The 23,338-nt window shown below is 71.9% G+C and carries 21 protein-coding genes; 14 read left to right on the top strand and 7 right to left on the bottom strand.

From position 1 onward, the window contains the following. The first annotated feature begins 64 nt into the window (after positions 1-64). Complete coding sequence (locus tag ABZ374_RS33485) at positions 65-913, top strand: helix-turn-helix transcriptional regulator (RefSeq protein ID WP_360318376.1); 849 nt, start codon at positions 65-67, stop codon at positions 911-913. Between the two features lie 49 nt (positions 914-962). Here the strand turns inward: ABZ374_RS33485 and ABZ374_RS33480 are convergent, their stop codons facing one another. From ABZ374_RS33480 to ABZ374_RS33470, 3 genes are all read right to left on the bottom strand, one after another. Then, positions 963-1,640 carry a L,D-transpeptidase gene (locus ABZ374_RS33480; RefSeq protein ID WP_360318374.1) on the bottom strand — a complete coding sequence of 226 codons (678 nt, stop codon included), beginning with the start codon at positions 1,638-1,640 and terminating at the stop codon, positions 963-965. A 248-nt stretch (positions 1,641-1,888) separates the two neighbouring features. After that, positions 1,889-3,322 carry an MFS transporter gene (locus ABZ374_RS33475; protein WP_360318372.1) on the bottom strand — a complete coding sequence of 478 codons (1,434 nt, stop codon included), beginning with the start codon at positions 3,320-3,322 and terminating at the stop codon, positions 1,889-1,891. Further along, positions 3,319-3,717: a cupin gene (locus ABZ374_RS33470; RefSeq protein WP_360318370.1), complete on the bottom strand. Its 399-nt coding sequence runs from the start codon at positions 3,715-3,717 to the stop codon at positions 3,319-3,321. Before ABZ374_RS33470 ends, ABZ374_RS33475 begins: the two co-directional genes overlap by 4 nt. Positions 3,718-3,864: 147 nt before the next feature. On the opposite strand from ABZ374_RS33470, the gene ABZ374_RS33465 reads away from it, so the two are divergent. From ABZ374_RS33465 to ABZ374_RS33455, 3 genes are all read left to right on the top strand, one after another. Then, the gene (locus tag ABZ374_RS33465; protein ID WP_360318368.1) at positions 3,865-4,551 is read left to right on the top strand and encodes a TetR/AcrR family transcriptional regulator C-terminal domain-containing protein; all 687 of its coding nucleotides are present in this window, start codon (positions 3,865-3,867) and stop codon (positions 4,549-4,551) included. Between the two features lie 489 nt (positions 4,552-5,040). Further along, positions 5,041-6,813 carry an LCP family protein gene (locus ABZ374_RS33460; RefSeq protein WP_360318366.1) on the top strand — a complete coding sequence of 591 codons (1,773 nt, stop codon included), beginning with the start codon at positions 5,041-5,043 and terminating at the stop codon, positions 6,811-6,813. Positions 6,814-7,376: 563 nt separating this feature from the next. After that, a complete protein-coding gene (locus ABZ374_RS33455) occupies positions 7,377-7,832 on the top strand; it encodes a CBS domain-containing protein (protein WP_360318364.1) in 456 nt (151 codons plus the stop codon). A 42-nt stretch (positions 7,833-7,874) separates the two neighbouring features. On the opposite strand, the gene ABZ374_RS33450 is transcribed toward ABZ374_RS33455, so the two are convergent. Together ABZ374_RS33450 and ABZ374_RS33445 are read right to left on the bottom strand one after the other, a co-directional pair. Continuing rightward, positions 7,875-8,969, bottom strand: a complete 1,095-nt coding sequence (locus ABZ374_RS33450; protein ID WP_360318362.1) for an alkene reductase — start codon at positions 8,967-8,969, stop codon at positions 7,875-7,877. A 111-nt stretch (positions 8,970-9,080) separates the two neighbouring features. After that, positions 9,081-9,512 (bottom strand): RidA family protein, encoded by a 432-nt coding sequence (locus tag ABZ374_RS33445; RefSeq protein WP_360318360.1) that lies wholly within the window; start codon positions 9,510-9,512, stop codon positions 9,081-9,083. 128 nt (positions 9,513-9,640) lie between these two features. Between ABZ374_RS33445 and ABZ374_RS33440 the strand changes: the two genes are divergently transcribed. Both ABZ374_RS33440 and ABZ374_RS33435 read left to right on the top strand, forming a co-directional pair. Beyond that, positions 9,641-10,063, top strand: coding sequence for a MarR family transcriptional regulator (locus ABZ374_RS33440; protein WP_360318358.1), 423 nt, complete (start codon positions 9,641-9,643; stop codon positions 10,061-10,063). A gap of 71 nt (positions 10,064-10,134) precedes the next feature. Then, entirely contained in the window at positions 10,135-10,812 is a 678-nt protein-coding gene (locus tag ABZ374_RS33435; RefSeq protein WP_360318355.1) for a GNAT family N-acetyltransferase, read from the top strand. A gap of 168 nt (positions 10,813-10,980) precedes the next feature. Here the strand turns inward: ABZ374_RS33435 and ABZ374_RS33430 are convergent, their stop codons facing one another. Beyond that, positions 10,981-11,853 (bottom strand): LysR family transcriptional regulator, encoded by an 873-nt coding sequence (locus ABZ374_RS33430; protein ID WP_360318353.1) that lies wholly within the window; start codon positions 11,851-11,853, stop codon positions 10,981-10,983. 91 nt (positions 11,854-11,944) lie between these two features. Between ABZ374_RS33430 and ABZ374_RS33425 the strand changes: the two genes are divergently transcribed. From ABZ374_RS33425 to ABZ374_RS33395, 7 genes are all read left to right on the top strand, one after another. Continuing rightward, on the top strand, positions 11,945-12,964 hold the full coding sequence (locus tag ABZ374_RS33425) for an aldo/keto reductase (RefSeq protein WP_360318351.1): 1,020 nt from the start codon (positions 11,945-11,947) through the stop codon (positions 12,962-12,964). 4 nt (positions 12,965-12,968) lie between these two features. After that, a complete protein-coding gene (locus ABZ374_RS33420) occupies positions 12,969-13,721 on the top strand; it encodes an SDR family oxidoreductase (RefSeq protein ID WP_360318349.1) in 753 nt (250 codons plus the stop codon). 162 nt (positions 13,722-13,883) lie between these two features. After that, positions 13,884-15,257, top strand: a complete 1,374-nt coding sequence (locus tag ABZ374_RS33415) for a PLP-dependent aminotransferase family protein (protein WP_360318347.1) — start codon at positions 13,884-13,886, stop codon at positions 15,255-15,257. Between the two features lie 314 nt (positions 15,258-15,571). Beyond that, positions 15,572-16,492, top strand: a complete 921-nt coding sequence (locus ABZ374_RS33410; protein ID WP_360318345.1) for a branched-chain amino acid transaminase — start codon at positions 15,572-15,574, stop codon at positions 16,490-16,492. A gap of 119 nt (positions 16,493-16,611) precedes the next feature. Next, a complete protein-coding gene (locus ABZ374_RS33405; protein WP_360318343.1) occupies positions 16,612-16,824 on the top strand; it encodes a hypothetical protein in 213 nt (70 codons plus the stop codon). Positions 16,825-17,277: 453 nt separating this feature from the next. After that, complete coding sequence (locus ABZ374_RS33400; RefSeq protein ID WP_360318478.1) at positions 17,278-19,011, top strand: ABC transporter ATP-binding protein; 1,734 nt, start codon at positions 17,278-17,280, stop codon at positions 19,009-19,011. An 89-nt stretch (positions 19,012-19,100) separates the two neighbouring features. Further along, positions 19,101-20,906, top strand: a complete 1,806-nt coding sequence (locus ABZ374_RS33395; RefSeq protein WP_360318475.1) for an ABC transporter ATP-binding protein — start codon at positions 19,101-19,103, stop codon at positions 20,904-20,906. 60 nt (positions 20,907-20,966) lie between these two features. Here the strand turns inward: ABZ374_RS33395 and ABZ374_RS33390 are convergent, their stop codons facing one another. Next, the gene (locus ABZ374_RS33390; RefSeq protein ID WP_360318341.1) at positions 20,967-22,211 is read right to left on the bottom strand and encodes an MFS transporter; all 1,245 of its coding nucleotides are present in this window, start codon (positions 22,209-22,211) and stop codon (positions 20,967-20,969) included. Positions 22,212-22,356: 145 nt separating this feature from the next. Here ABZ374_RS33390 and ABZ374_RS33385 point away from each other — a divergent pair, with 145 nt between their 5' ends. Next, positions 22,357-23,052, top strand: a complete 696-nt coding sequence (locus ABZ374_RS33385) for an FCD domain-containing protein (RefSeq protein ID WP_360318339.1) — start codon at positions 22,357-22,359, stop codon at positions 23,050-23,052. Positions 23,053-23,338: the final 286 nt, after the last annotated feature.

Raw genomic sequence — 23,338 nt, 5'->3', positions numbered from 1 at the left:
CGGCAGCCGAGACGGCAAAGCAGCGACCACGACGGGATCGAGGGCACGCCCTAGACTGCGGGCCGTGAGCGAGAACGAACTTGGTACGTACCTCCGCGACCGCCGCGCGGCGGTTCGGCCCGCCGACGTCGGGCTGCCCGACGGCGCCCGGCGACGCACCCCGGGCCTGCGCCGGTCCGAGTTGGCGACCCTGGCCGGGGTGAGCGTCGAGTACCTCGCCCGGCTGGAACAGGGCCGCGACCGCCACCCGTCCGGTGCGGTCCTGGCGGCGCTGGCGGACGCGCTCCGGCTGACCTCGGAGGAGCGCATGCACGTGCGCAAGCTGGCCAAGGCCGCCGCGGGCGAGATGTTCCCGTGCACGAACGGGCAACCGCCGGCCCGGGCCGTGCGACCCACCGTGCGCGCACTCCTGGAGCGGCTCGAACCGGCTCCGGCGTTGCTGGTCAACCGGCTCGGCGACGTGCTCGCCTTCACCAACGGCTACGAGCGCCTCGCCCGCCCGCTGGGCATCCTGGACGACGAGCAACCCAACCTCGCACGCTACGTGTTCACCGATCACCGGGCACGCGCGGCCTATCCCGACTGGGACCGGATAGCCGACGAACACGCCGCGATCCTGCGGACGGCGGCCGGGTTCGACGATCCGTACGTGCAGGACTTCCTCGACGGGCTGGCCATCACCGCCGGCACCGCGTTCATCGCCCGGATGGCCACACCCGCCACCGTGCCGCGCCGGGTCGGCATCGAGCGCCTGGCCCATCCGGAGGCGGGCGAACTCCGCCTGGAGCGCGAGATTCTCGACCTGGCCGACGTCGACCAGACCCTGCTCGTCTACCTCCCGGTCGACGAGCCCACCTCGGCCGCGTTGGATCACCTCACCGGCCGGCACCCGGGCGCGCTGCGCGCGGTCTGACCCGCGCGCCACCCGGGGCCGGCCGGGAGGAACGACCCGAACCCGCCCGTCACGTCCCGGGCTTGCGCCCGTACACGTACACCTCGTCGCCCGTGCGCAGCAGGCCCCAGTACGCCTGGGCGTCCCCCGGCCGCATGTTGACGCAGCCGTGCGAGCCCGGCGGCGAGGTGATCGAGCCGTCGATCGCGTGGAACGCGATGCCGCCGTCGAAGAATTGGCTGTACGGCATGGCCACGTCGTAGAGCGTCGACCAGTGGTTCTTCGCCCGGTAGTAGACCTTGTGCAGACCGGTGCGGGTCTCGAACCCGTCCCGTCCGGAGCGGATCGCGACCGGCCCGTAGACGCGCTTCGCGCCGTCCTGGATCCAGCTCACCTGCCGACCGAGGTCCACACACGCGATCCGACCGACGTCGGTCGGGCAGCCACCCTCGCCGCCCTGACGCTGGAGGGAGCGATAGGTGACGGGACCGGCGTAGCCGGCCGCCGGGCGAATGCCCTGCCGCTGTTGATAGCCGCGGATGGCCCGGCAGTCGGCGGTGGACTGTCGGCCGTCCACCTTGAGCCCCAACGCCTTCTCGACCTGGCGCTGATACGGCCCGGTCCGAGCCGTGCACGCGGCGGACGCGGCACTCGCGGGCGCGGCCAGGACGACGCCCAGCGGCACCAGCACGGCGGCCGCGGCCACCGCCGCACCCGCTCGACGCAACACACGCGCTAATCCACTCATCGGTCTCCCCTCGAGTCGTACGCGCGCGCTCGCCCGCTCGTGCGGCACGCCGTACGCCGGTCACGGCGGGTGCGTGGACCTCCGACCCTCCGTCAGTCTGACGCAGAGTCAGCAACAACGCAGCGCTGTCCGCGCACCGGTTGTTCACCATCCGACGCGATCGAACGAAAGAGGCCGATATGTACGCCCCTGCCGTCGAGTTCGCGGCCGGGACCACACGCACACGGATCGCGGCTCGCGGCTCGCGATCAGTCGCCGCTGCCGACCTTCGCCGGCACCAGCACCAGCGCGACCACCGCAGCGAGTACGAGCAGGCCGCCCGCCGCGCCCAGCGCGACCGCGTATCCGTGCGCGAGTTCGCGTTTCGAGGCGTCGCCACCGGGGCCGGTGACCGACGCGGCCAAGGTGACCAGGGCGGCCAGACCGATCGAACCACCGATCTGCCGCGAGCTGTTGATCAATCCGCCCGCCATCCCGGCCTCGTGGCCCGGCACACCGGCGGTCGCGGCGGTGCCCAGCGGCACGAAGCACAAGCCCGCGCCGATGCTCGCGACCAGCGACGGGCCCAGGATCGAGCGCAGGAACGTACCGTCGACGTCGAACGCGAGCCCGAACCAACCGAATCCGACCGCCACGAGCACCCCACCCAACCCCAGCAGCCGGCCGGCACCGAGTCGGGCCACCGTCCTGGTCGCCAGCACCGAGCCGATCACGATGCCGCCGGAGAACGGCACGAAGGCCGCGCCGGCGGCGGCCGGTCCGTAGTCGAGCACCTGCTGGAGGTAGAGCGAGGTGAAGTAGAACGCGGCGAACTGCCCGGAGAACAGCAGCATCATGAACAGGTTCGCGCCGAGCACGGGCCGATGGGCCAACAGCCCCATTCGCAACAGCGGCTCCGCGGACCGCAGTTCGACCAGCACGAAGGCCGCGAGCAGGACCGCCGCCGCCGCGAGCGTACCGAGCGTGGCGAGCGACCCCCAGCCCTGTCGCTCGGCCCGCACCACACCCAGGACCAAAGTGGTCGCCCCTGCGGTGACCAGCAGCGCGCCGGCCGGGTCGAGCCTGGACGCGCGTCCGGGCTCGGGTCGATCGGCGGGCAGTCGCAGTGCGGCGAGCAGCGCGAAGGCCACGATCGGCACGTTGATCAGCATGACCGCCTGCCAGCCCACCGACTCGGTGAGCAGCCCCCCGATCAGCACCCCGAACGCGCCGCCGGCCGCGGCCGTCGCACCCCACCACCCGAGCGCCCTGGACCGAGCGGGCCCGGCCGGGAACGTCACCGTGATCAGCGCGAACGCCACCGGCGCCAGCGCGGCGGCGCCGATCCCCTGCACCGCGCGGGCGGCGATCAACGCCCCGGGGGATGTGGCCAGGCCGCCCGCGAGACCGGCCAGGCCGAACACGGTCAGGCCCGCGAGGAGCGTGCGCCGGCGCCCGATCAGGTCCCCGATCCGGCCGCCGAGCATCAGCAGCCCACCGAAGCTCAGCGCATACGCGTTCACCACCCACGGCAGCCCGTCGGCGCCGAAGCCGAGGTCGTCCCGGATGTCCGGCAGGGCCACATTGACCACCGACAGGTCCAGCGCGACGGTGAACTGCACGGTCAGCACCACGACCAGCAATATCCGGGTGACCCGGGGCAACCGGCCCGACTCGGCCGGGGCTTCGATCGTCGCGCTCACGCCCGCCCCCACCCGGTCTCGGCGCGTCGTTCCAGGCGGGTTCCGGAGCGTCGGGCGATCGACATCAGGTCGGCGGGTGCCTCCGGTTCGAGCCGATGCCACCGCCCCCGCGGCACCACGAACGCGGCACCGGAGCGCAGCACGACCGGCGGCTCCTCGCCGACCCCGTCCGCAACACGCAGGATCATCCGCACCGCGCCCGTCCACACGCACACCACCTCGTCCGATTCCGGGTGCATCTCCCAGTGGTCGGCATGCAGGTCCGCGTCCGTCTCGGCGTGGAAGGCGGCCACCTGCCAACCGGGCGAGGCCCCGCCCATCCGGCGTTCACCGGCGTCGATCCGGCCGTCGTCGGCCAATCGCAGGGCATGTTCGAACAGGTCGACGTGGGTCATCGAAACTCCTTGCCGCAGGGGGAAATCGGGCGCCTCCGGGCGCGCCGGGCCGGGCCGGCGCGGGCCGCCGGGACCACGTTGACGTACTCTGTACGTGAACAGCGCCAGTCGAACACGTACGTTGTACGTACGTCAAGGAGGAGCATCGTGCCCGCGCCCCGAAAGTTCAGCCGCGAACAACTGCGCACGGCGGCCCTGACCCTGGTCGACGCCCACGGCCTGGCCGCGTTGACCATGCGCAGCCTCGCCGCCGCCCTGGGCACCGGGGCGATGACGATCTACAACTACGTGGACGGGCGCGAGGGCCTGGAGGGGCTGCTGGTCGAGGCCGTGCTGGCGGACGCGCTGCCGGCGGTCACCGAACACGCCGAGGACGCCGACTGGCGGATCGAGACCCGCCGGCTCGCCGAGGCGAACTGGCGTGCCGTACGCGCCCATCCGGACGTCATCCCGCTGATCCTGACCCGCCGGATCACCGACCCGGCGACCCTGGCGCACGGCGAGGCGCTGCTGCGCGCCCTCGCCCGCAGCGGCCGGCGCGGGGCCGACCTGCTGTACGCCTTCCGCGCCGTGACCGGCTTCGTCACCGGCTTCGCCCAGGCCGAACTGGCCGGGCCGCTGTCGATCGCCCCCGACGAAGACGTCCGGGCGATCACCGACCGGGCCCGGGAGCTGCCCGCCGAGCGCTTCCCGTACCTGATCGAGATCGCCGGCGCCGCCGCCGCGAGCACACCCGAGGTCGAGTTCCACGCCGGCCTGGACGTACTGATCGCCGGCCTGGAAAGCCTGGGCGGCGGCGGCCCGAAAGGCTCCGCCGGCCACAGCCGAGCGTGACCCCGTCCACCACCCGAAGCGGCGGCACCACGCTTCGACCCGATCCGCGCGCTATGCCGGGAATGCTCGGCCCGGGTCGCTCGTTGTACGGATCAGTCGGTGAACGGGTGTCCCCGGGCCCAACCTTTGCCGCTGCGAATTACCGTTCGGCTGGAGTCGCGGCGTGCCCCCGCCGAGAGGTGATCCCGCTCACCGACGCCAGAGCGACGGCGCCGCCCCCTCCCCCCGAGGGTGGCGCCGTCTTCACGTCGCTTCGTCGCGTCCCGGCGCGGCGCGGCGGATGCGACGGGACGCGTGACGCACGCCATATCCGGAGCGGTCCCGCGCGCTGCAACCATCGAGTGCGGCACACCGTCCGTTTCCCCGAGGCTGCCTCCCCAATGGTCCGCAGCCGGCACGTGTACGGTCCGTTGCGGCCGCCCGGTACGGTGTCGAGCCAATCCGTGGCAATGCGGCATCGGTTCGACGACAGCACTCTCGGGGGTCGTTTTGAGTTCCGCACCGGAGTCCGGTGGTCGCCGCCGCCGCGCGAACGCGTCGCAGCCGCAGGTGCCCGCCTCCAACGCGGGTTCGACCCCGACCGCAGCGGACACCGCGCCCGATTCCGCCGGCGCCGACGCTCCCGCCGTACCCCGCGCCCGTCGGGGCGAGGACGCGCCGGCCGGCCGGGCCGCGCGGCGCGGAAAGCGCACCGGGCACGGCAAACCGCGCCGGTTCCGCAAGCTCAAGATCACCGCGATGGTGATGTCGGTGGTGCTGGTCGCCCTCGGCGTCACCGGCTACGTGATCTGGGAGAAGCTCAACGGGAACATCAAGCACAGCAAGCTGAACACCAGCGACGTCGAGGTGCCCAAGGACGCGCCCGACGAGTTCGGCCGCACCCCGATGAACATTCTGATGATCGGCTCGGACGGCCGCGACGACCCGACCGACTGCAAGCTCGGCGGCGCCTGCGACGGCGGCGCGCCGCGGGCCGATGTACAGATGTTGCTGCATGTGTCGGCGGACCGCAGCAACGCGTCGGTGATCAGCATTCCGCGCGACACGCGCGTGCAGATCCCGGTCTGCACCGACCCCAAGACGAAGAAGCAGTTCGCGCCGATCAACACCACCATCAACGAGAGCCTGGGCCGCGGCGGGCCCGGATGTGTGGTCGGCACCTGGCAGTTGCTCACCAAGATTCACATCGATCACTTCATGATGGTGACCTTCTCCGGCGTGGTGTCGATGGCCGACGCGGTCGGCGGGGTCGACGTGTGCGTGCAGTCGAACATCCAGGACGAACAGGTCGAGTACATCAACGGCGAGCGGCACGTCGTGGGTTCGCACCTCAAGCTGACCGCCGGCAAGCACACCATCCAGGGCGAGGACGCGCTCAAGTGGCTGCGCACCCGGCACGCCTTCGAGAACGGCAGTGACGTCGGGCGCACCCACGCGCAGCACATGTACCTCAACTCGATGGTGCGCACGCTCAAGTCGAACAGCACGATCACCAACCCGGTCAAGCTGTTCAAGGTCGCCGACGCGGCGACCAAGTCGCTGACCGTCGACGACGGCCTCAACGGTCTGCAGAAGCTGACCTCGCTGGCGACCACGCTGAACAAGGTGAACACCAACCGGATCACCATGACCACGATGCCCAACGACGCGGATCCGCAGGCACCGGACCAACACCTGGTCCCGGCCGCGTCCGCCGAGACGTTGTTCAAGATGGTCCGCGCGGACGTCGCCTTCGACAAGAACGGACCGGCGGCGGGCACCCCGACCCCGCCACCCGCCGCGTCGCAGCCCCCGCCGGCCTCGAACGTGGACAAGGCCGCGATCCGGATCACCGTGGTCGGCGCGACCGGAAGCACCCAGGCGGGCGCGGTCACCGAGGGTCTGATCGCCCAGGGCTTCACCAAGGCCGCCAAGGGCCCGGCCGCGGCCAAGCGGCAGACCAGCACGGTGATCTTCCCGGCCAAGGACCAGGACCAGGCCAAGGCGGTCGCCGACGTGCTCGGTCTGCCCGCGACCGCGTTGTCCCCGCAGGCGAACGCGACCCACGTAACGGTGCAGATCGGCAGCGACTGGGGTTCCGGCCCGACCTTCAAGGGCGGCGGGAGCAGCTCGACGACGGCACCCCCGACCGCGCCGCCGCCTCCGCCGGCCGGCCAACTCCCCAGCGGCTCCTCGGCCCTGAACGCCTCGGATGAGGGCGCCTGCATGAAGGTCTACACCGACGCCAAGGACCGCACCGGCAAACCGATCTACACCTGGTAGGCCGTCCGCGGCAACCGCCGTGCGGCGCCTGGGGACAACCCGCCCGGCGACCCGCCGATCCGGGGCCCGCGAGGGCCCAACTCGGCGGCGAATAAGGCCGATTCCGACCCGATCGTCCCGACGTGTGTTCGGCGGTGTGTCGGAAAGACGGTAAGGTGTCCCCACCGAAGACACTTCGTACGTCGGCTTCCGAGTCGACGCCGTCCTCGGTGGGCGAGGACCGTCGGCCGTCCGGCCGGGTCCCCGGGACGGGTCGCCGGAGCATCCGGGACCGCCGTTCGCCCACCGACCGAGCGCACAGCGCCACTTGCGCCACCGCCCGCCGTGGGCCGCCATGCCCACGACGAACCCTCGGCCCACCGGCACACCGCCGGTCCGCTCACCGGCACCCGCCGAACGAGCTGCTTCGGCGCCGAACTCCCGCCGCCCCACCGGGGCGTGTCGTCCGCAGTCGGTGCGCGCACGGTCCCACCCGCAGCCGGTTTCCCGGCCGCGGCCCCATGCCCCGACACCGGCGACCGGCTCGACCCCCGGCTCCGGACGACTGGAAACCAGGTACCCCGATGACCGCCATCCCCCACCATCGCGCCACCGGCCAGGCAACCCCGGCCGGCCCGCCCACCGTCGCCCGGGCCATGCGCGCGGCCGAGCTGTGGATCGACACCGACACCATGGTCGACCAGGCCATCGACCTGATCCACGCGGCCGACGCCGACCACGTGATCCTGCACGCCGAGGACGGCCGCTGCCTCGGCGTCGTACGCCGCGCGCAGCTCGCGCCGTACCGAACCCGCTCGTGGTACACCGCGCGCACGCCGATCGGGAACATCGCGCACGACCGGGGCCCGTTCGCCCGCCCGGAGATGCCCGCCGCCGAGGCGCTGGCAGCCATGCGCGCCCGAGGCATGCGGGTGTGGGCGGTGACCGACGAGGCCGGCCGTGCCGTGGGCCTGCTGACCCCGGACGCGCTGCGCGCCGTCCTCACCGGCACGGCCGACCCCCTGGACGCGGCGGCCTGACCCCGAACGCCGGCAGCCCGGCGCGGAGTCGACCGCGGCGTCCTAACCGACCACCTCCACCGAGGCCGGCGGATAGTCCACGTAGCCGCGCGCGCCGCCGCCGTACACGTCCGCCACCGGCGGCCCGGCCAGCGGCAGTCCCGCCGCGATCCGCGCGGGCAGGTCCGGATTGGTGATGAACAACCGGCCGAAGGCGACCACATCGGCCAGTTCGGTGGCCAGCAGTCGCTCGGCCGTCGCCGGGTCGACCGGTGTCGGGCCGTTGTGGTTCGCGATCAGCGTGCCGGACCAGCGCGGGCGCAGATCGGCGAGCGCCGGGTAGTCACCACGTTCCAACACGTGCAGATAGGCCAGGCCCAGCGGATCGAGAGCGTCGACCAGGGCCCGGTAGGTCTCGCGCGCGTTCGACTCGCGGATCTGGTTCTCCGGGTTGTCCGGCGAGATCCGCAGGCCCACCCGGTCCGCGCCGATCTCGGCGGCGACCGCGTCCACCACCTCCAATACGAAGCGCAGCCGGTTCTCCGCCGAGCCGCCGTAGCGGTCGCTGCGCAGGTTGGTGTTCTCGGCCAGGAACTGCTGGAACAGGTAGCCGTTGGCGCCGTGGATCTCGACCCCGTCGAAGCCGGCCTCGATCGCCCGCCCCGCGGCACGGGCGAACGCGGCGACCAGGTCCCGGATCTCGGCGACGGTCAGCGCCCGCGGCGTGACGTGCGGCAGCAGTCCCTCGCGGGTGAAGATCGGCGCCTCGGTGATCGGCACCTCGGAGGGTGCGGTCGGCGTCGCACCGTCCAGGGTCACCGGGTGCGTCATCCGGCCCACGTGCCATAGCTGGGCGAAGATCCGGCCGCCCGCGTCGTGCACGGCGGCGGTGATCTCCCGCCAACCCGCGACCTGTTCGTCGGTGTGCAGCCCCGGGATGCCGGGGCCGGACTTGCCGAGCGGGTGGATGGAGATGCCCTCGGTGATCAGCAGACCGGCGCCGGCCCGCTGGGTGTAGTAGGCGGCGGCGTGTTCGCTGGGTACGCCGGTGGTGTCGTGCGCGCGGCCCCGGGTCATCGGGGCCATCGCGATCCGGTTGGGCAGGTCCAGTACGCCGTGCCGATGCGGGGTCAGCAGCGGGTTCGTGATGGTGGTCAACGCGGTTTCCGTTCGTTCGTCGCGGTGGTGGGTACGCCGGGCCTCGCGGATCCGGCGAATCCGGCTGTTTCGGCGGTTCTCGGTGGCTTCTCGGCGCCTTCTCGGCGGTCGTCAGCGGTCAAGGGCGGTGACCTCGACCTCGATCAGCCAATCCGGCTGGGCGAGCGAGGAGACCTCCAGCAGGGTGTCCGCCGGGTACGGCCGGGACAGGAATTCCTCGCGCAGCACGATCACGTCGTCCAGATTCGCGGCCATGTTCCGGACGAAGATGCCGACCTTGACCACATCGGCGAAGGTCGCCCCCGCCTCGGCGAGCACCCGTTCCACGTTCCGGAACGCCTGCCGGCCCTGTTCCAGGAAGCCGCCCTCGACGGTGCGCCCGTCCTCCTCGAAGCCGGCCTGGCCGGACACGAAGATCAGGCCGCCGGCCCGGATGGCCTGCGAGATCCGGTACGGCTCGTACCAGTCCGGCGTAGTGGCGACCCGCTGGATTGCGACGGCGGCGTCGGCGGCGGTGCTGGTGCTGGTGCTGGTGCTGGTCATGATTGCTCCCGAATCTCAAGTAAGTGCATGCACATACATTGTTTGCTTGTGCATGCATAATCTGGCACTGCATGTAATCTGTCAACAGCGGTCTTCCGCTCGACCGAACCGCGAAAGGGGACGGTGCCATGGACGCCAAGCTCTGGGAGCAGGTCGTCGTGCTGCACGCGCGCGTCGAGCACGACCTCGGCAGGACACTGCAACGGCGGCACGGCATAGGGCTGTCCGAGTACCGCGCGCTCTCCCGCCTCGCGGTCGCCCCCGACGGCGAACTGCGCATGCAGGAACTCGCCGACGCGATCGGCCTCAACCAGAGTTCGGTCAGCCGACTCGCGGTCCGCCTGGAAACCGACGGCCTCACCCGCCGCGACCTGTGTCCCAAGGACCGCCGAGGTGTGTACACCGTGATCACCGACGACGGACGCACCCGCCTGACCGAGGCCGGCGCCACCTACGCGGAGGCGCTGACCGCCGCGCTGGCCAGGGCCGCCGCCGATCCGCACCTGGCCGACGTGACGGCGGCCCTGGCGGCGATCCCGGTCGCGGTGTGACACGCGCCCGGCCGGGAGGCGAGAGCGCCCCACCCGCCGAGGAGGCCGACCCGCACTCCCCCGGAGGCCCGATGGAGCAGGCGAACGAGCCGAACGCGCCAAGCGGCGCGGATCTCCCGGGCCCGGGTGCGCTGCAGCTCCGACGCGGCCTGCCGCCCGATGCGCGCCGCCGGGCGGCCGAGCTGTACTGGGAGGCGTTCGGCCGCAAGCTCGGCGCCGCGCTGGGTCCGCCCGAGGCAGGCATCGCGTTCCTCGCCACGCACCTGAACGCGGACCGCGCGATCGCCGCGATCCGGGACGGCGTACTGGTGGGCGTGGCCGGCTACACCCACGCCGGCCGCAGCTTCACCGGCGGCTCCGCCCTCGACGTGCTGCGCGCGTACGGCCGCATCGGCGGCCTGCACCGGGTGGCCATCCTGGCCCTGCTCGAACGCCGCCCCAAGGAGCGCGAGTTGGTCATGGACGGCATCGCCGTCGACCCGAACCACCGCGGCCAGGGCATCGGCAGCCGCCTACTCGAAGAGATCGCCACCCTGGCCCCCGAACTCGGCTGCCGCCGAATCCGACTCGACGTGATCGACGTCAACCCCCGCGCCCGCGCCCTCTACGAACGCCACGACTTCACCGCGATCAAAACCGAACACACCCCCTACCTACGCGGCCTACTGGGCTTCGGCGCCGCAACCACCATGACCCGCAACTGCCAACCCACAGCCCAAAACCCCGGTCCCAACCCATCCGGCGCCTGAGCACACCCCACCACCCACCCGACCCAAAGCGGCACGCGACAAGTCCGGCCCGTCCCGCGTTCGAGGCCGCCCCACCGCAACCCAGCACCCACCGCGGCCCCTCGACCCGACCGCAACCACCCCGGCCCGTCCGGCACTTGAGGACAACAACCCCCACCGGCCGGCCGGCTAGAGCGTCTCGACGAAGTCGCGGACCGTGCCGCGATGGTCGTCCCCCCGCCAGGCCACCGCCAGTTCGCTCGGGCTCAACCCATTCACCGGGACCGCCACCGTGCCGGGCCGCTGGTAGATCGCCGCGTTCCCGGCGGCGATGAGCACGATCCCGCTGCCCTCCTCCACCGCCGCGAAGGTCTCGTCCGCGTTGCGCACCGTCGCCCCCACCCGCGCCGGCCGCCCGTCCCGGTGATCGATCGCCAACCAGTAGTCCCGCAGCGGCCCCGCGGCGGGAGGCAGCGCCAGGAACGGCTCGTCCAAGAGCTCCGCGAAGGCGATCTCCGAGCGCCCCGCGAGCGGATGATCCTCGCGCACCACCACGCACCTCGGCTCGGTCGCCACCACCCGCGTCGCGAACGCGTCCCGGTTCGGGATCGGCAACCACACCAGCGCGACGTCCACCCGCCCATCGGCCAGCCCCGCCGTCGCGTCGTCCCAGTCGATCTGCCGAATCTCCAGGCGTCCATTGGGCCGCCGCACGGCGTACCCCTCCCGCGCCCGCTGCAACAACCCACGACCCACACTCGTGGACAGCCCCACTCGCAACACCGCGGCCTCGGCCGCGACCGCGTCGCCCACCACCCGCTGCGCCTCGTCCCAGCAGCGGATCACCTCCCGCGCCGCCGGCAACAACGCCGCACCGGCCGCGGTCAGCGCGACGGTTCGCCGGTCCCGGTCGAACAGGCGGGCCCGGAGCCCGTCCTCCAACTGGCGTATCTGTTTGCTCAACGCGGGTTGTGACACGAACAGTCGCTCCGCGGCCCGGGTGAAGCTGAGTTCTTCGGCGATCGCCACGAAGTACCGAAGGTCTCGCAGGTGCGTGTCCATAACCTCTGGTTATCACAACCGGTCTTGGACCCGGTGTGCCCACCCACCCGACGATGGCCACGTCCCCGAACCGAACGAAGAGGAAGTACCCATGCGCTACCGCCTGTTCGGCAACACCGGCCTGCGCGTCTCCGAACTGTTCCTGGGCGCGATGACCTTCGGCGGCGAGGGCACCGTCGGCGCGGGGCCCGACGAGTGCCGCCGGATGCTCGACGTGTACGCGGACGCCGGCGGCAACGTCGTGGACACCGCGATCAACTACCGCGACGGCGAGAGCGAACGCATCGTCGGCGAACTCCTGGACGGCCGCCGGGACCGCTTCGTACTCGCCACCAAATACACCGTCACCCGGGACCGCACCGATCCGAACGCCGCCGGCAACCACCGCAAGAACCTGACCCGGTCGTTGGAGACCAGCCTGCGCCGACTGCGCACCGACCACCTCGACGTCTACTGGGTGCACCTGTGGGACCGGCATACGCCGATCGAGGAGACCATGCGCGCGCTCGACGACGCGGTGCGGGCCGGGAAGATCCTCTACATCGGCATCTCGGACACCCCGGCGTGGGTGGTCAGCCGGGCCAACACCCTTGCCGAGTGGCGCGGTTGGACACCCTTCGCCGGGCTCCAGGTCCCGTACAACCTGCTCGACCGCGACATCGAACGGGAACTGCTCCCGATGGCCGAGGACTTCGGTCTCACGGTGGCCGCGTGGGGGCCGCTGGCGAGCGGTGTGCTGTCCGGCAAGTTCACCCGCCCCGGCGGCGCCGAGGCCGGCACCCGGGTGGATCCCGAATCGCTCGGCGAGCGCGAACACGCCGCCGCCCGGGCGGTCCGGGAGGTGGCCGACGAACTCGGCGCGACTCCGTCGCAGGTGGCGATCGCCTGGACCCGGGCCCACTCGCGTACCGTGCACCCGATCATCGGCGCCCGCTCGGTCGAGCAACTGCGGGACAACCTCGGCGCGGTGGACGTGGTGTTGCCCGAGGAGGCGCTCCACCGACTGGCCGCCGCGACCGACCACACGGCCGGCTTCCCGACCGACTTCATCGCCTCGACCAGTCCGTGGGTGTTCGGCGACACCTTCGACCGCCTCGACGGACGGCGCTGACCCGATGACGCGCACCACCGAGCCGGCGACCGCCCGGCCGGCAACCGCCGACCCCGGCCGGTCCGCCCCGATCTCGCTGGTCACCGGCGCCAATCGCGGCATCGGGCGCGAGGTGGCCCGCCACTTGGGCCTGCTCGGGCACACCGTGCTGCTCGGCGCCCGGGCGGTCGAGTCCGCCGAGTCCGCCGCGCGCGAGCTGCGCGCGGCGGGTCTGGACGCCCATCCGGTGCACCTGGACGTGACCGACCCGGCCGGCGTCCGGCATGCCGCCGCCGAGGTGGAGCGACGCTTCGGCGGCCTGGATACGCTGGTCAACAACGCCGCGATCAGCTACGACAGCCGACAACGCGCGACCGACGCCGACCTCGCGGTGGTGGTCGAGGCAGGCGAGACCAACCTCTACGGACCGTGGCGCACGGTGCAGGCGTTCCTGCCGCTGCTGCGCCGCTCGGCCCACCCGCGCATCGTCAACGTGAGCAGCGAGGCCGCGTCGCTGACCAACATGGGCGGCGGTGCGCCCGCGTACACGGTCTCCAAGGTCGGCCTCAACGCGCTCACCCGGATGCTCGCGGCCGAGTTGCGCCCCGATCGCATCCTGGTCAACGCGATCTGCCCCGGCTGGGTGGCCACCGATCCGGGCCGCCCCGGCGGTCGCCCGGTCGAGGCGGGTGCCGCCGGCATCGTCTGGGCGGCCACCCTCCCCGACGCCGGCCCCACCGGCGGCTTCTTCCGCGACACCCGCCCGCTGCCCTGGTAACCCGCCGGCGGCCCCGACCCCGGCTACCCGTCCGGCGTTACGGACCCCACGATCCGCCCCCTGCCCCGCCCTCACCCGCGCTCCCCGCCCCCACGCATGACCGCCCCCGCCGCAGGCCGTGAAACCATCGTCGTCCCACACGTGTGCGTCGAGGGAGTGATCGTGGAGGTCGAGCAGTTCGCCGTGGTGGTCGGGGAGCGCATGGGGCGTCCCCGCCGCAACGAGCGTCGATCCCGCGGCGAGCGCCTGTTCGACGCCCTGCGCGAACTGGTCGAGGGCGGCGATCTGCTCGCCGAGACCAGGCTGCCCTCCGAGCGTGCCCTCGCCGAGGCGCTCGGGTTCAGCCGCGGCACGGTCGCCTCGGCCTACCTCTCGCTCAACCGCATCGGGCTGATCGAACGCCGGCACGGCAGCGGCTCCTACGTGCGTCCCGGTGGTCGGCCGACCTTCGCCCGCTGGCTGCGCGAGGGCGCCATCATGGTCGACCTGGCCAAGGCCGCCGTCCCCGACGCCTCGCTGTTGCCGAACACCGCGCTGCGCGTCGAGGACCTGCTCGACGCGCGTCCACAGGACGGGTACGCGCCGGCCGGCGACGCGCGGCTGCGTGCCCTGATCGCCGCCCACGAGCTGCCCACCGGATTCGCCGCCGACGACATCGTGGTGACCTCCGGCGCGCAGCAGGCGATCCACCTGGTCGCCGACGCGCTGCTGGCACCCGGCGACCGGGTCCTGGTCGAGCCGACCACCTATCCCGGGATGCTCGCGGCCGGATACCGCTTCGGCGCCGAGGCGATCCCGGTGCCGGCCGACCGCGACGGCCTCGACCCGGACGCACTGCGCGCGGCGATCCGTCGGCATCGCCCCGCGTACGTGTTCTCGCTGCCGGTGCACAACCCGACCGGCGCGGTGGTCTCGGCCCGGCGCGCGAAGGCGATCGCCGAGGTCGCCGCCGAGGAGGGCGCGCTGCTCGTGGAGGACCGCAGCCTCGCCGATCTGGCCGACGGTCCCGTGGCCTCGGCGGCCGAACATCTGCCCGAGGGCACGGTCTGCCTGGGCTCGCTGTCCAAGACCACGTGGGGCGGTCTGCGGCTGGGCTGGATCGCCGCGCCGCCCGCCGTACGGGCTCTGTTGATCGAGGCCAAACAGCGCACCGACCTGGCCTGTTCCACGCTCGACCAGCAGTTCGCCATCCACCTGCTCCGCGATCCGGACCGGGCCACGCGCGTCCGCGAGTGGTCCGCCACGCTCGCCGGCCGCCGCGACCACTTCGCCGCCGAACTCGCCGAGCACCTGCCCGAGTGGGAGTGGACCCTGCCGCGCGGCGGCCTGTCCCTCTGGGCCCGGCTGCCCGGCGCGGACGGCGAGGAATTCGTGGCGACCGCCCTGCGCCACGGCGTCGCGGTCTCCCCCGGCGCGGTCTTCGCCCCGCTCCCCGACACCGCCGCCGACCGCATCCGGCTCAGCTACGCCTGGCCCGAACCGATCCTGTCCCAGGCGGTCGAACTCCTCGTGAAGAGCTGGCGCGAGTCCCGCTAGGACCACTCCGGCCGACCCGCCCAACTCCCCCACCCCACAAGCCGACTCGACCGCTGCCCCGCACGACCCGGGAGCGGCATGTCGCCATGTCCGAATATCGGATCGGCACTAGTGGCTCAATACCGATAGGGCTAATGTGCCACTCACCAAGTGGCTCATCGAAGCATTTGTCAGCGATCCACTTGCCGAGTCGGACCCGGTCGACCCCGGTCGGACCGATCGACCCCGGGCCGACCCCGGCCACCGCCGCAGGCCGAGCACGGCCGGACGCACCACGCACGACCACGTACGAGCACACGAGGGCGGGAGCAGCGATGGCACTGACCGAAGCGGACCGGATCTGGATGAACGGCACGCTCGTGCCGTGGGCGGACGCCAAGGTGCACGTCCTCAGCCACGGACTGCACTACGGCACCGGCGTCCTGGAAGGCACCCGGGCCCACCTCACCCCGCGCGGCCCCGCGGTGTTCCGGCTCGACGACCACCTGCGCCGGTTCCGCGAAAGCGCGCACATCCTGGGCTTCGAGGTGCCCTACACACTGACCGAGCTGCGCGCCGCGACCGTGGAACTGATCGCCGCCAACGGGCACTCCGAGTGCTACCTGCGCCATCTCGCGCACATCGGCTACGGCGAGATGGGCCCGGCCTTCCGGCCCGAGATGGCCGTCGAGGTGAGCATCGCGGGCTGGGAGTGGCACGCCTACCTCGGCGGCGAGTCGGCCGAGCGCGGCATCCGCCTGGCGACCAGCTCGTGGCGACGCAACGACCCGAACGCGCTGCCGCCCGCGGCCAAGGCCACCGCCGGTTACCTCAACGCGGCGCTGGCCAAGACCGCGGCGCTGCGGGCCGGTTACGACGAGGCGCTGCTGCTCAACGCGGACGGCTACGTCAGCGAGTGCAGCGCGGCCAACGTCTTCACGGTGCGCGACGGCGTGGTGTACACGCCGCCCGCGAGTGCCGGCGCGCTGCGCGGGATCACCCAGGACACGGTGCTCACGCTGGCCGCCGACCTGGGCCTGCCGGTCCGCGTGGAGAACCTGCTCCGCTCGGACCTGTACACCGCCGACGAGATCCTGGTCTGCGGCACCGCGGCGGGCGTGGTCCCGGTGGCCTCGCTGGACGACCGCGAGGTGGGTGCCGGTCCGATCACCCGAAAGCTGCAGACCGCCTACACCGGGGCGATCACCGGTACGGACGACCGTTACGCGCACTGGCTCACCTTCGTGCACGAGTGACAACGGTCCGAACGGGTCGTAACGAGCGCACGACACGCCCCTAATGGGCGAAATTCCCCATATTGATGTGGTTTTCCGGATATCTGTATGACGTCCTGCATACCCACACTTCATGGGAGATGACAATGCGCATCCGCACCTCGTTGATCGCCATCGCCGGCGCCGCCCTCTTCGCCTTCGTCGGCGCCGGCACCGCGAGCGCGGGCGGGCACGGCGACGGCCTCGTGGCCGGTCACCGCTCCAGCTCCGGCGTTCACTTCTCGGACTGCGGCCACCACGGCGACGAGTTCGCGGTGTGGAACGTCAGCGAGTCGTTCGTCGCGATCCACTGACGCCCACCATCCGCGCCGGGCGACGGCCTGCCCACCCCTCGGGGTGGGCAGGCCGTCGCGCTGTGTACGGTGCCGAACGGGCGTCCGACGACCCGCGGGCATCGGCGCGCCCCGACCGTCGACCTTGACCTCAAGTCGACTTGAAGTTCTAGGGTTTCGGCATGCCGTCCGAAGAACGTCGACGGGCCGCGGTCGGCACCTTGAACCACACTCGGGGAGAACCGTCATGCACATCCCTTCGATCGCCGCCGGGTCACCTCGGCATCGGCCGGGCAATGGATGCAATCCCATCGACCACCTCGTCGAAGGGCACTACCGTCGAAGGGCGAACCCGCCTTTGCGACGCGTCCCAGGCCCGCGTTCCGGGCCGGCGCCCCGCACGAGGCCACTCCCGCGACCGTGTACGACCGGCGCCTCGGGTCGGCCGTCCACCCCCGACTCGAAGAGGACCTCGTGCTGATCAGACTGCTCCGCGCACATCTGCGCCCGTACGCCAAGCCGATCGGCCTGGTGGTGTTGCTGCAACTGGTGCAGACACTGGCCACCCTGTATCTGCCCACCCTGAACGCCGACCTGATCAACAACGGCGTGGTCGAGGGCGACACCGGCTACATCCTGCGGGTCGGCGCCGCGATGGTCGGCGTCACCCTGGTCCAGATCGTGTGCGCCGCGATCGCGGTGTACTTCGGCGCCCGGATCGCGATGGGCGTGGGTCGCGACATCCGCGCCGCCGTGTTCAACCGGGTGCAGACCTTCTCCGCACGCGAAGTCGGCGAGTTCGGTGCCCCGTCGTTGATCACCCGCACCACCAACGACGTGCAGCAGGTCCAGATGTTGGCCCTGCTCTCCCTCACGCTGATGGTGTCCGCGCCGATCATGTGCTTCGGCGGCATCCTGATGGCGGTCAACCAGGACGTCCCGATGTCCTTGTTGTTCCTGATCATCGTGCCCGTGCTGATCCTGGCCGTCGGCTGGATCGTGCGCGCGATGCCGCCGCTGTTCCGGGTGCTCCAGGACCGGATCGACAACGTGAACCGGATCATGCGCGAACAGATCACCGGGATCCGGGTGATCCGCGCGTTCGGCCGGGACGACCACGAGCAGGCCCGGTACGCGGACGCCAACGCCGAGATCCGCGACGTGTCGCTCTCGCTCGGTCGGCTGATGGCCTTCATGTACCCGTCGGTCCTGCTGGTGTGGGAGACCTCGGCGATCGTGATCGTGTGGGTCGGCGGCCACCGGATCGGCTCCGACGCGATGGACATCGGCGCGCTGGTCGCCTTCCTGAGCTACCTGATGCAGATCCTGACATCGGTGATGATGGCCACCTTCATGACCATGATGATCCCGCGCGCTTCGGTCTGCGCCGACCGGATCACCGAGGTACTGGACACCGAGACCAGCCTGACCGTGTCCAAGGCACCGGTGACCGCGCTGCACGCACACGGTCGACTCGAACTGCGCGACGTGAGCTTTTGCTACCCCGGCGCCGAGGAACCGGTGCTGCGCGGCATCGACCTGGTCGCCCGACCCGGCGAGACCACCGCGGTGATCGGCAGCACCGGCGCGGGCAAGACCACCCTGCTGAGCCTGGTCCCGCGCCTGCTGGACGTCACCGCCGGCGCGGTGCTGGTCGGCGGCGTGGACACCCGCGAACTCGAACCGGGGCTGCTGTCGCGCACGGTGGGCCTGGTCCCGCAGAAGCCCTACCTCTTCTCCGGCACCGTCGCCTCCAACCTGCGCTACGGCAACCCGGACGCCACAGACGAGGACCTGTGGCGGGCCCTGGAGACCGCGCAGGCCCGGTCGTTCGTCGAGGCACTGCCGGAGGGACTGGACGCGCCGATCGCCCAGGGCGGCGGCAACGTCTCCGGCGGCCAGCGGCAACGCCTGGCGATCGCAAGGCTGTTGGTGGTCAAGCCGGAGATCTACCTGTTCGACGACTCGTTCTCCGCACTCGACTACTCCACCGACGCGGCCCTGCGGGCGGCCCTGGCCGCCGAGACCGCGCAGGCCACCGTGGTGATCGTCGCGCAGCGCGTGGCCACCATCCGGCACGCGGACCGCATCGTGGTGCTGGACGAGGGCCGCGTGGTCGGCACCGGCACGCACGGCGAATTGATGGCCGGCAACGCCACGTACCGCGAGATCGTGCTGTCCCAGCTCACCGAGGAGGAGGCGGCGTGACCACGACCGAGGAGACCACCGCATCCGACGACCGGGTCGAGGAGGCCACCCCGAAACGCCGTCCCGGCCCGCCCGTCGGCGGTTCGCCCATGGCACGCATGATGGGCGGCGCGCCGACCGAGAAGTCGATGCACTTCAAGGCGTCCAGCCGCCGCCTGCTGGGCATGATGGCGCCCGAGCGGGCCCGGCTGTACGCGCTGCTCGTCTGCGGGATCGCGGGAGTCGGCCTCGGGGTGCTCACCCCCCGCCTGCTCGGCAAGGCCACCGACGCGATCTACACCGGCGTCGCCGGCGGCAAGGGCATCGACTTCGACCACGTACGCACCCTGTTGCTGGTCACCTTCGCCGTCGTGGCCGGCTCGGTGGTGTTCGCCTTCGCCCAGGGCCGACTGACCGCGACCATCGTCCAGCGCACCACCTACCGGCTGCGCGAGGACGCCGAGACCAAGCTGTCCCGGCTGCCGCTGAACTACTTCGACAAGCAGCCGCGTGGCGAGGTGCTCTCGCGCACCACCAACGACATCGACAACATCGCGCAGACCCTGCAACAGGCGATGGGCCAGATCGTGCGCTCGGTGCTGACGATCGTCGGCGTACTGGTGATGATGTTCTGGATCTCGCCGCTGCTCGCGCTCGTCGCACTGGTCAGCGTGCCGACGTCGATCCTGGTCACCATGGCGATCGGCAAGCGCGCCCAGCCGCAGTTCGTCAAGCAGTGGTCGAGCACCGGCAAGCTCAACGCGCACATCGAGGAGATGTACACCGGGCACGCGCTGGTCAAGGTGTTCGGTCGGCAGCGGGAATCCGCCGAGGTGTTCGACAAGCACAACGAGCAGTTGTACACGGCCGGCTTCAAGGCCCAGTTCATCTCCGGCCTGATCCAGCCCGCGATGGCCTTCGTCGGCAACCTCAACTACGTGCTCGTCGCGGTGATCGGCGGACTGCGGGTGTCCTCGGGCGCGATGACGCTGGGCGACATCCAGGCGTTCGTCCAGTACTCGTACGAGTTCAACGGGCCGGTCACCCAGGTCGCCTCGATGTCCAACCTGCTCCAGTCCGGCGTCGCCTCGGCCGAGCGGGTCTTCGCCCTGCTCGACGCCGAGGAGCAGTCCCCCGACCCGGAGCCCGCCGCCCGGATCGAGAAGGTGAGCGGGCATGTCGCGTTCGAGAAGGTCTCCTTCCGGTACGACCCGGCCAAGCCGCTGATCGAGGACCTGGACCTGGAGGTGCACCCGGGCCAGACGGTCGCCATCGTCGGACCCACCGGCGCGGGCAAGACCACGCTGGTCAACCTGCTGATGCGGTTCTACGAGGTGACCGGCGGCCGGATCACCGTGGACGGCGTGGACATCGCCGGGATGACCCGCGAGGACCTGCGCGCACCGATCGGCATGGTGCTCCAGGACACGTGGCTGATCGGCGGCACGATCGCGGAGAACATCGCGTACGGGGTCGGCGAGGTCTCGCGCGAGCGGGTGGTCGCGGCGGCCCGGGCCACCCACGCGGACCGCTTCGTGCGCACGCTGCCGGACGGCTACGACACGGTGCTCGCCGACGAGGCGGGCAATCTCAGCGCGGGCGAGAAGCAACTGCTCACCATCGCCCGGGCGTTCCTGACCGAGCCGCAGATCCTGGTGCTGGACGAGGCGACCAGTTCGGTGGACACCCGCACCGAGGTGCTGATCCAAAAGGCGATGAACTCGCTGCGCCGCGGCCGGACCAGCTTCGTGATCGCCCACCGGTTGTCCACCATCCGGGACGCGGACGTAATCCTGGTGATGGAGTCCGGCTCGATCGTCGAACAGGGCACGCACGACACGCTGTTGGCGGCCGAGGGTGCGTATGCCCGGCTGTATGCCTCGCAGTTCGCCCAACCGGCGGCCGAGGTCGTGTAGTTCGACCGCGCCGCCGCGCGCGGGTGCTCCTCGTCGAGGGCACCCGCGCGCGGCGCGCACTCACTTGGCGGACGGCTGCTCGGGCCCGGTGCCCCGGTTGCCGGACAGGACCAGGCCGACCAGGAGTTGGCCGACGGCGGTGACCACGAGCGCGGCCATCGGCACCGTCCAGCCGCCGGTGGCGCCGTGCATCAGGCCGAGCGCGAAGGGACCGATCGCGGCCACCGCGTAGCCCAACGACTGGGCCAGGGTGGACAGCGCGGTCGTCTCCGCGGCGCCGCTGCCGCTGCCGCCGATCACCGACAACACCAGCGGGAACGAACAGAAGCCCAGGCCCACCGCGGCGGCCCACAACACCGGCAGCGCGACCGGCGCGACCAACAGGCCGACGAAGCCGATCAGCATGCTCACCGAGACCACCACGAACGCGGGCCGCAGCCGCCCCGTGGCCCGCACGAAGGCCAGCAGCGCGAACGTCGCCGGAATGCCCGCGCCCTGGGTGACGGCCAACATCGCACCCGCCCCGCCGCGGCTCATGCCCTGGTCGGAGAGCAGCGTCGGCAACCACCCCACCAGCGCGTAGCAGTTCAGCGCCTGGAGGGCGAAGTAGGCGGTGACCAGCCTGCCCAACCGGGTGCGCGCCATCGTCCACGGCGATACGTGCGCGGCCGGACCGCCGCCGGCGGTGAGCGCGTGCGGCGCCCGCACCAGGGACCACACCAGCAGCGCGATCACGGCCGGCAGCGCCCACACGGCCAGCCCCAGCGACGGCGAGTCGAGCCCGTTCGCGACCGGCACGGCCACCGCCGCGGCCAGCGTCGCGCCCAGAGCCATCACCGTGGTGTAGACGCCGGTCAGCACCGACACCCGATGCGGGAAGTGGGCGCGCAGCAGCGCCGGCAGCAGCACGTTGCCCACGGCCAGGCCGGACATGCCCAGGACGGTGCCGGTCAGCAGCGCCCACGTGCTCGGCACGACCCGGATGCCCAGGCCCGCGGCGAGCGCGAACAGCGCGACCAGCACGGCCCGTTCGGTACCGAACCGACGCGCCAGCGGCGACGCCGTCAGCCCGGCGGCGGCGAAGCAGAGCGTCGGCAGGGTCGGCAACAACGACGCGGTCACCGGGCCGAAGCCCAGCGCGTCGCGCAGCGCCTCCAGGAGCGCGGCGGCGCTGCTGATGCCCAGCCGCAGGTTGAACGCGATCAGCACGATGCCCACGCCGGCCAGCCACCCGGCCCGGGCGCGACCGGTCGCATCGCTGGTCGACGCCGGGAGCGTGGCGGTGACGGGGGCTGCGGAAGTCATGACGCAAAGGTAAGACGTCTGATGAATTCTGTCCAGATCGAGTCGACCGACGACAGCGTGTGACGTCGAATCATCAGATGTACTGTGGACAACCCCTTCCGGATCCCCTCCTCCATTCGACGTCCCAGGTCAGGAGCCCGAGCGCATGAGCAGCCTCGAATCCGTGCGCCGGCCGGCACTGTCCGCCGAGGTGATCGCCCGGCTGCGCGAGCGCATCACCTCCGGCGACTGGCCGGTGGGCAGCCGCATCCCGCCCGAGCCGGAACTGATGAGCCGGCTCCAGGTGGCCCGGGGCACGGTCCGCGAGGCGGTCCGCGCGCTCGCCCACGCGGGCCTGTTGGACGTCCGCCAGGGCGACGGCACGTACGTCCGCGCGGTGAGCGAACTCTCCGGCGCCGTCGAGCGGTTGTACGGCGGCAGCGATATCGGCCAGGTCCTGGAGGTCCGCCAGGCGCTCGACCTCCAGGCCGCTCGGCTCGCGGCGATCCGCGCCGAGGAGGCCGACCTGACCGGCCTGGACGACGCGCTGCGCCGGCGCCGGGCCGCGTGGGACGCGCGCGACTACGAGGCGTGGATCGCCGCGGACTGGGAGTTCCACCTGGGCATCGCCGACGCGGCGCACAATCCCCTGCTGGCCGAGCTGTACCGCAACCTGGCCGGGCCGGTGCGCGCGTCGGTGGCCGGCTCCTGGGACGATCCCGACTACCAGGGCGCGAACCCGGCCGGCCACGAGGACCTGTTGCGCGCGCTGCGCGACCGCGACCCGATCCGGGCCGCCCGCCAGGCGGGCGCCAACCTGACCGACACCCACGACTGGCACGCGGCACGCGCACCGGAGTAGAGCCGCGGTCGGGACGGCGGGACATCGGGGTGTGCGGATCGGCTCAGTCGTGGCCGCGGGAGGGCCGCCCGGTCAGGTTCGCCGGGGAGCCTTCCCGAGTGGGCCGGGCCGTTGCAACGCGCGATGCGTCTTGGTCGGGTCGGGCGCGGGTGGCCTTGTGCTAAACGGTCGGCGTGGACCGGCGGAGATCGGCCCGGTCCCACCGTCACCGGCGGCCGGGAACCCTGGGTCCCCCGGCGAGACGCGGGCGTTGCTCGGCGGGAAAGGCGCCGGCAACGGCGGAGCG

The sequence above is a fragment of the Embleya sp. NPDC005971 genome, assembly GCF_040629175.1.
In the GTDB taxonomy this organism is placed as follows: domain Bacteria; phylum Actinomycetota; class Actinomycetes; order Streptomycetales; family Streptomycetaceae; genus Embleya.
This window is presented reverse-complemented; position numbering and strand designations above follow the sequence as displayed.

Bases quoted from the DNA above. Each gene is read 5' to 3' on its own strand.
- ABZ374_RS33480 (WP_360318374.1), bottom strand. From the start codon at position 1,640: ATGAGTGGATTAGCGCGTGTGTTGCGTCGAGCGGGTGCGGCGGTGGCC.
- ABZ374_RS33470 (WP_360318370.1), bottom strand. From the start codon at position 3,717: ATGACCCACGTCGACCTGTTCGAACATGCCCTGCGATTGGCCGACGAC.
- ABZ374_RS33455 (WP_360318364.1), top strand. From the start codon at position 7,377: ATGACCGCCATCCCCCACCATCGCGCCACCGGCCAGGCAACCCCGGCC.
- ABZ374_RS33445 (WP_360318360.1), bottom strand. From the start codon at position 9,512: ATGACCAGCACCAGCACCAGCACCAGCACCGCCGCCGACGCCGCCGTC.
- ABZ374_RS33440 (WP_360318358.1), top strand. From the start codon at position 9,641: ATGGACGCCAAGCTCTGGGAGCAGGTCGTCGTGCTGCACGCGCGCGTC.
- ABZ374_RS33435 (WP_360318355.1), top strand. From the start codon at position 10,135: ATGGAGCAGGCGAACGAGCCGAACGCGCCAAGCGGCGCGGATCTCCCG.
- ABZ374_RS33430 (WP_360318353.1), bottom strand. From the start codon at position 11,853: ATGGACACGCACCTGCGAGACCTTCGGTACTTCGTGGCGATCGCCGAA.
- ABZ374_RS33425 (WP_360318351.1), top strand. From the start codon at position 11,945: ATGCGCTACCGCCTGTTCGGCAACACCGGCCTGCGCGTCTCCGAACTG.
- ABZ374_RS33420 (WP_360318349.1), top strand. From the start codon at position 12,969: ATGACGCGCACCACCGAGCCGGCGACCGCCCGGCCGGCAACCGCCGAC.
- ABZ374_RS33410 (WP_360318345.1), top strand. From the start codon at position 15,572: ATGGCACTGACCGAAGCGGACCGGATCTGGATGAACGGCACGCTCGTG.
- ABZ374_RS33405 (WP_360318343.1), top strand. From the start codon at position 16,612: ATGACAATGCGCATCCGCACCTCGTTGATCGCCATCGCCGGCGCCGCC.
- ABZ374_RS33395 (WP_360318475.1), top strand. From the start codon at position 19,101: ATGGCACGCATGATGGGCGGCGCGCCGACCGAGAAGTCGATGCACTTC.
- ABZ374_RS33390 (WP_360318341.1), bottom strand. From the start codon at position 22,211: ATGACTTCCGCAGCCCCCGTCACCGCCACGCTCCCGGCGTCGACCAGC.
- ABZ374_RS33385 (WP_360318339.1), top strand. From the start codon at position 22,357: ATGAGCAGCCTCGAATCCGTGCGCCGGCCGGCACTGTCCGCCGAGGTG.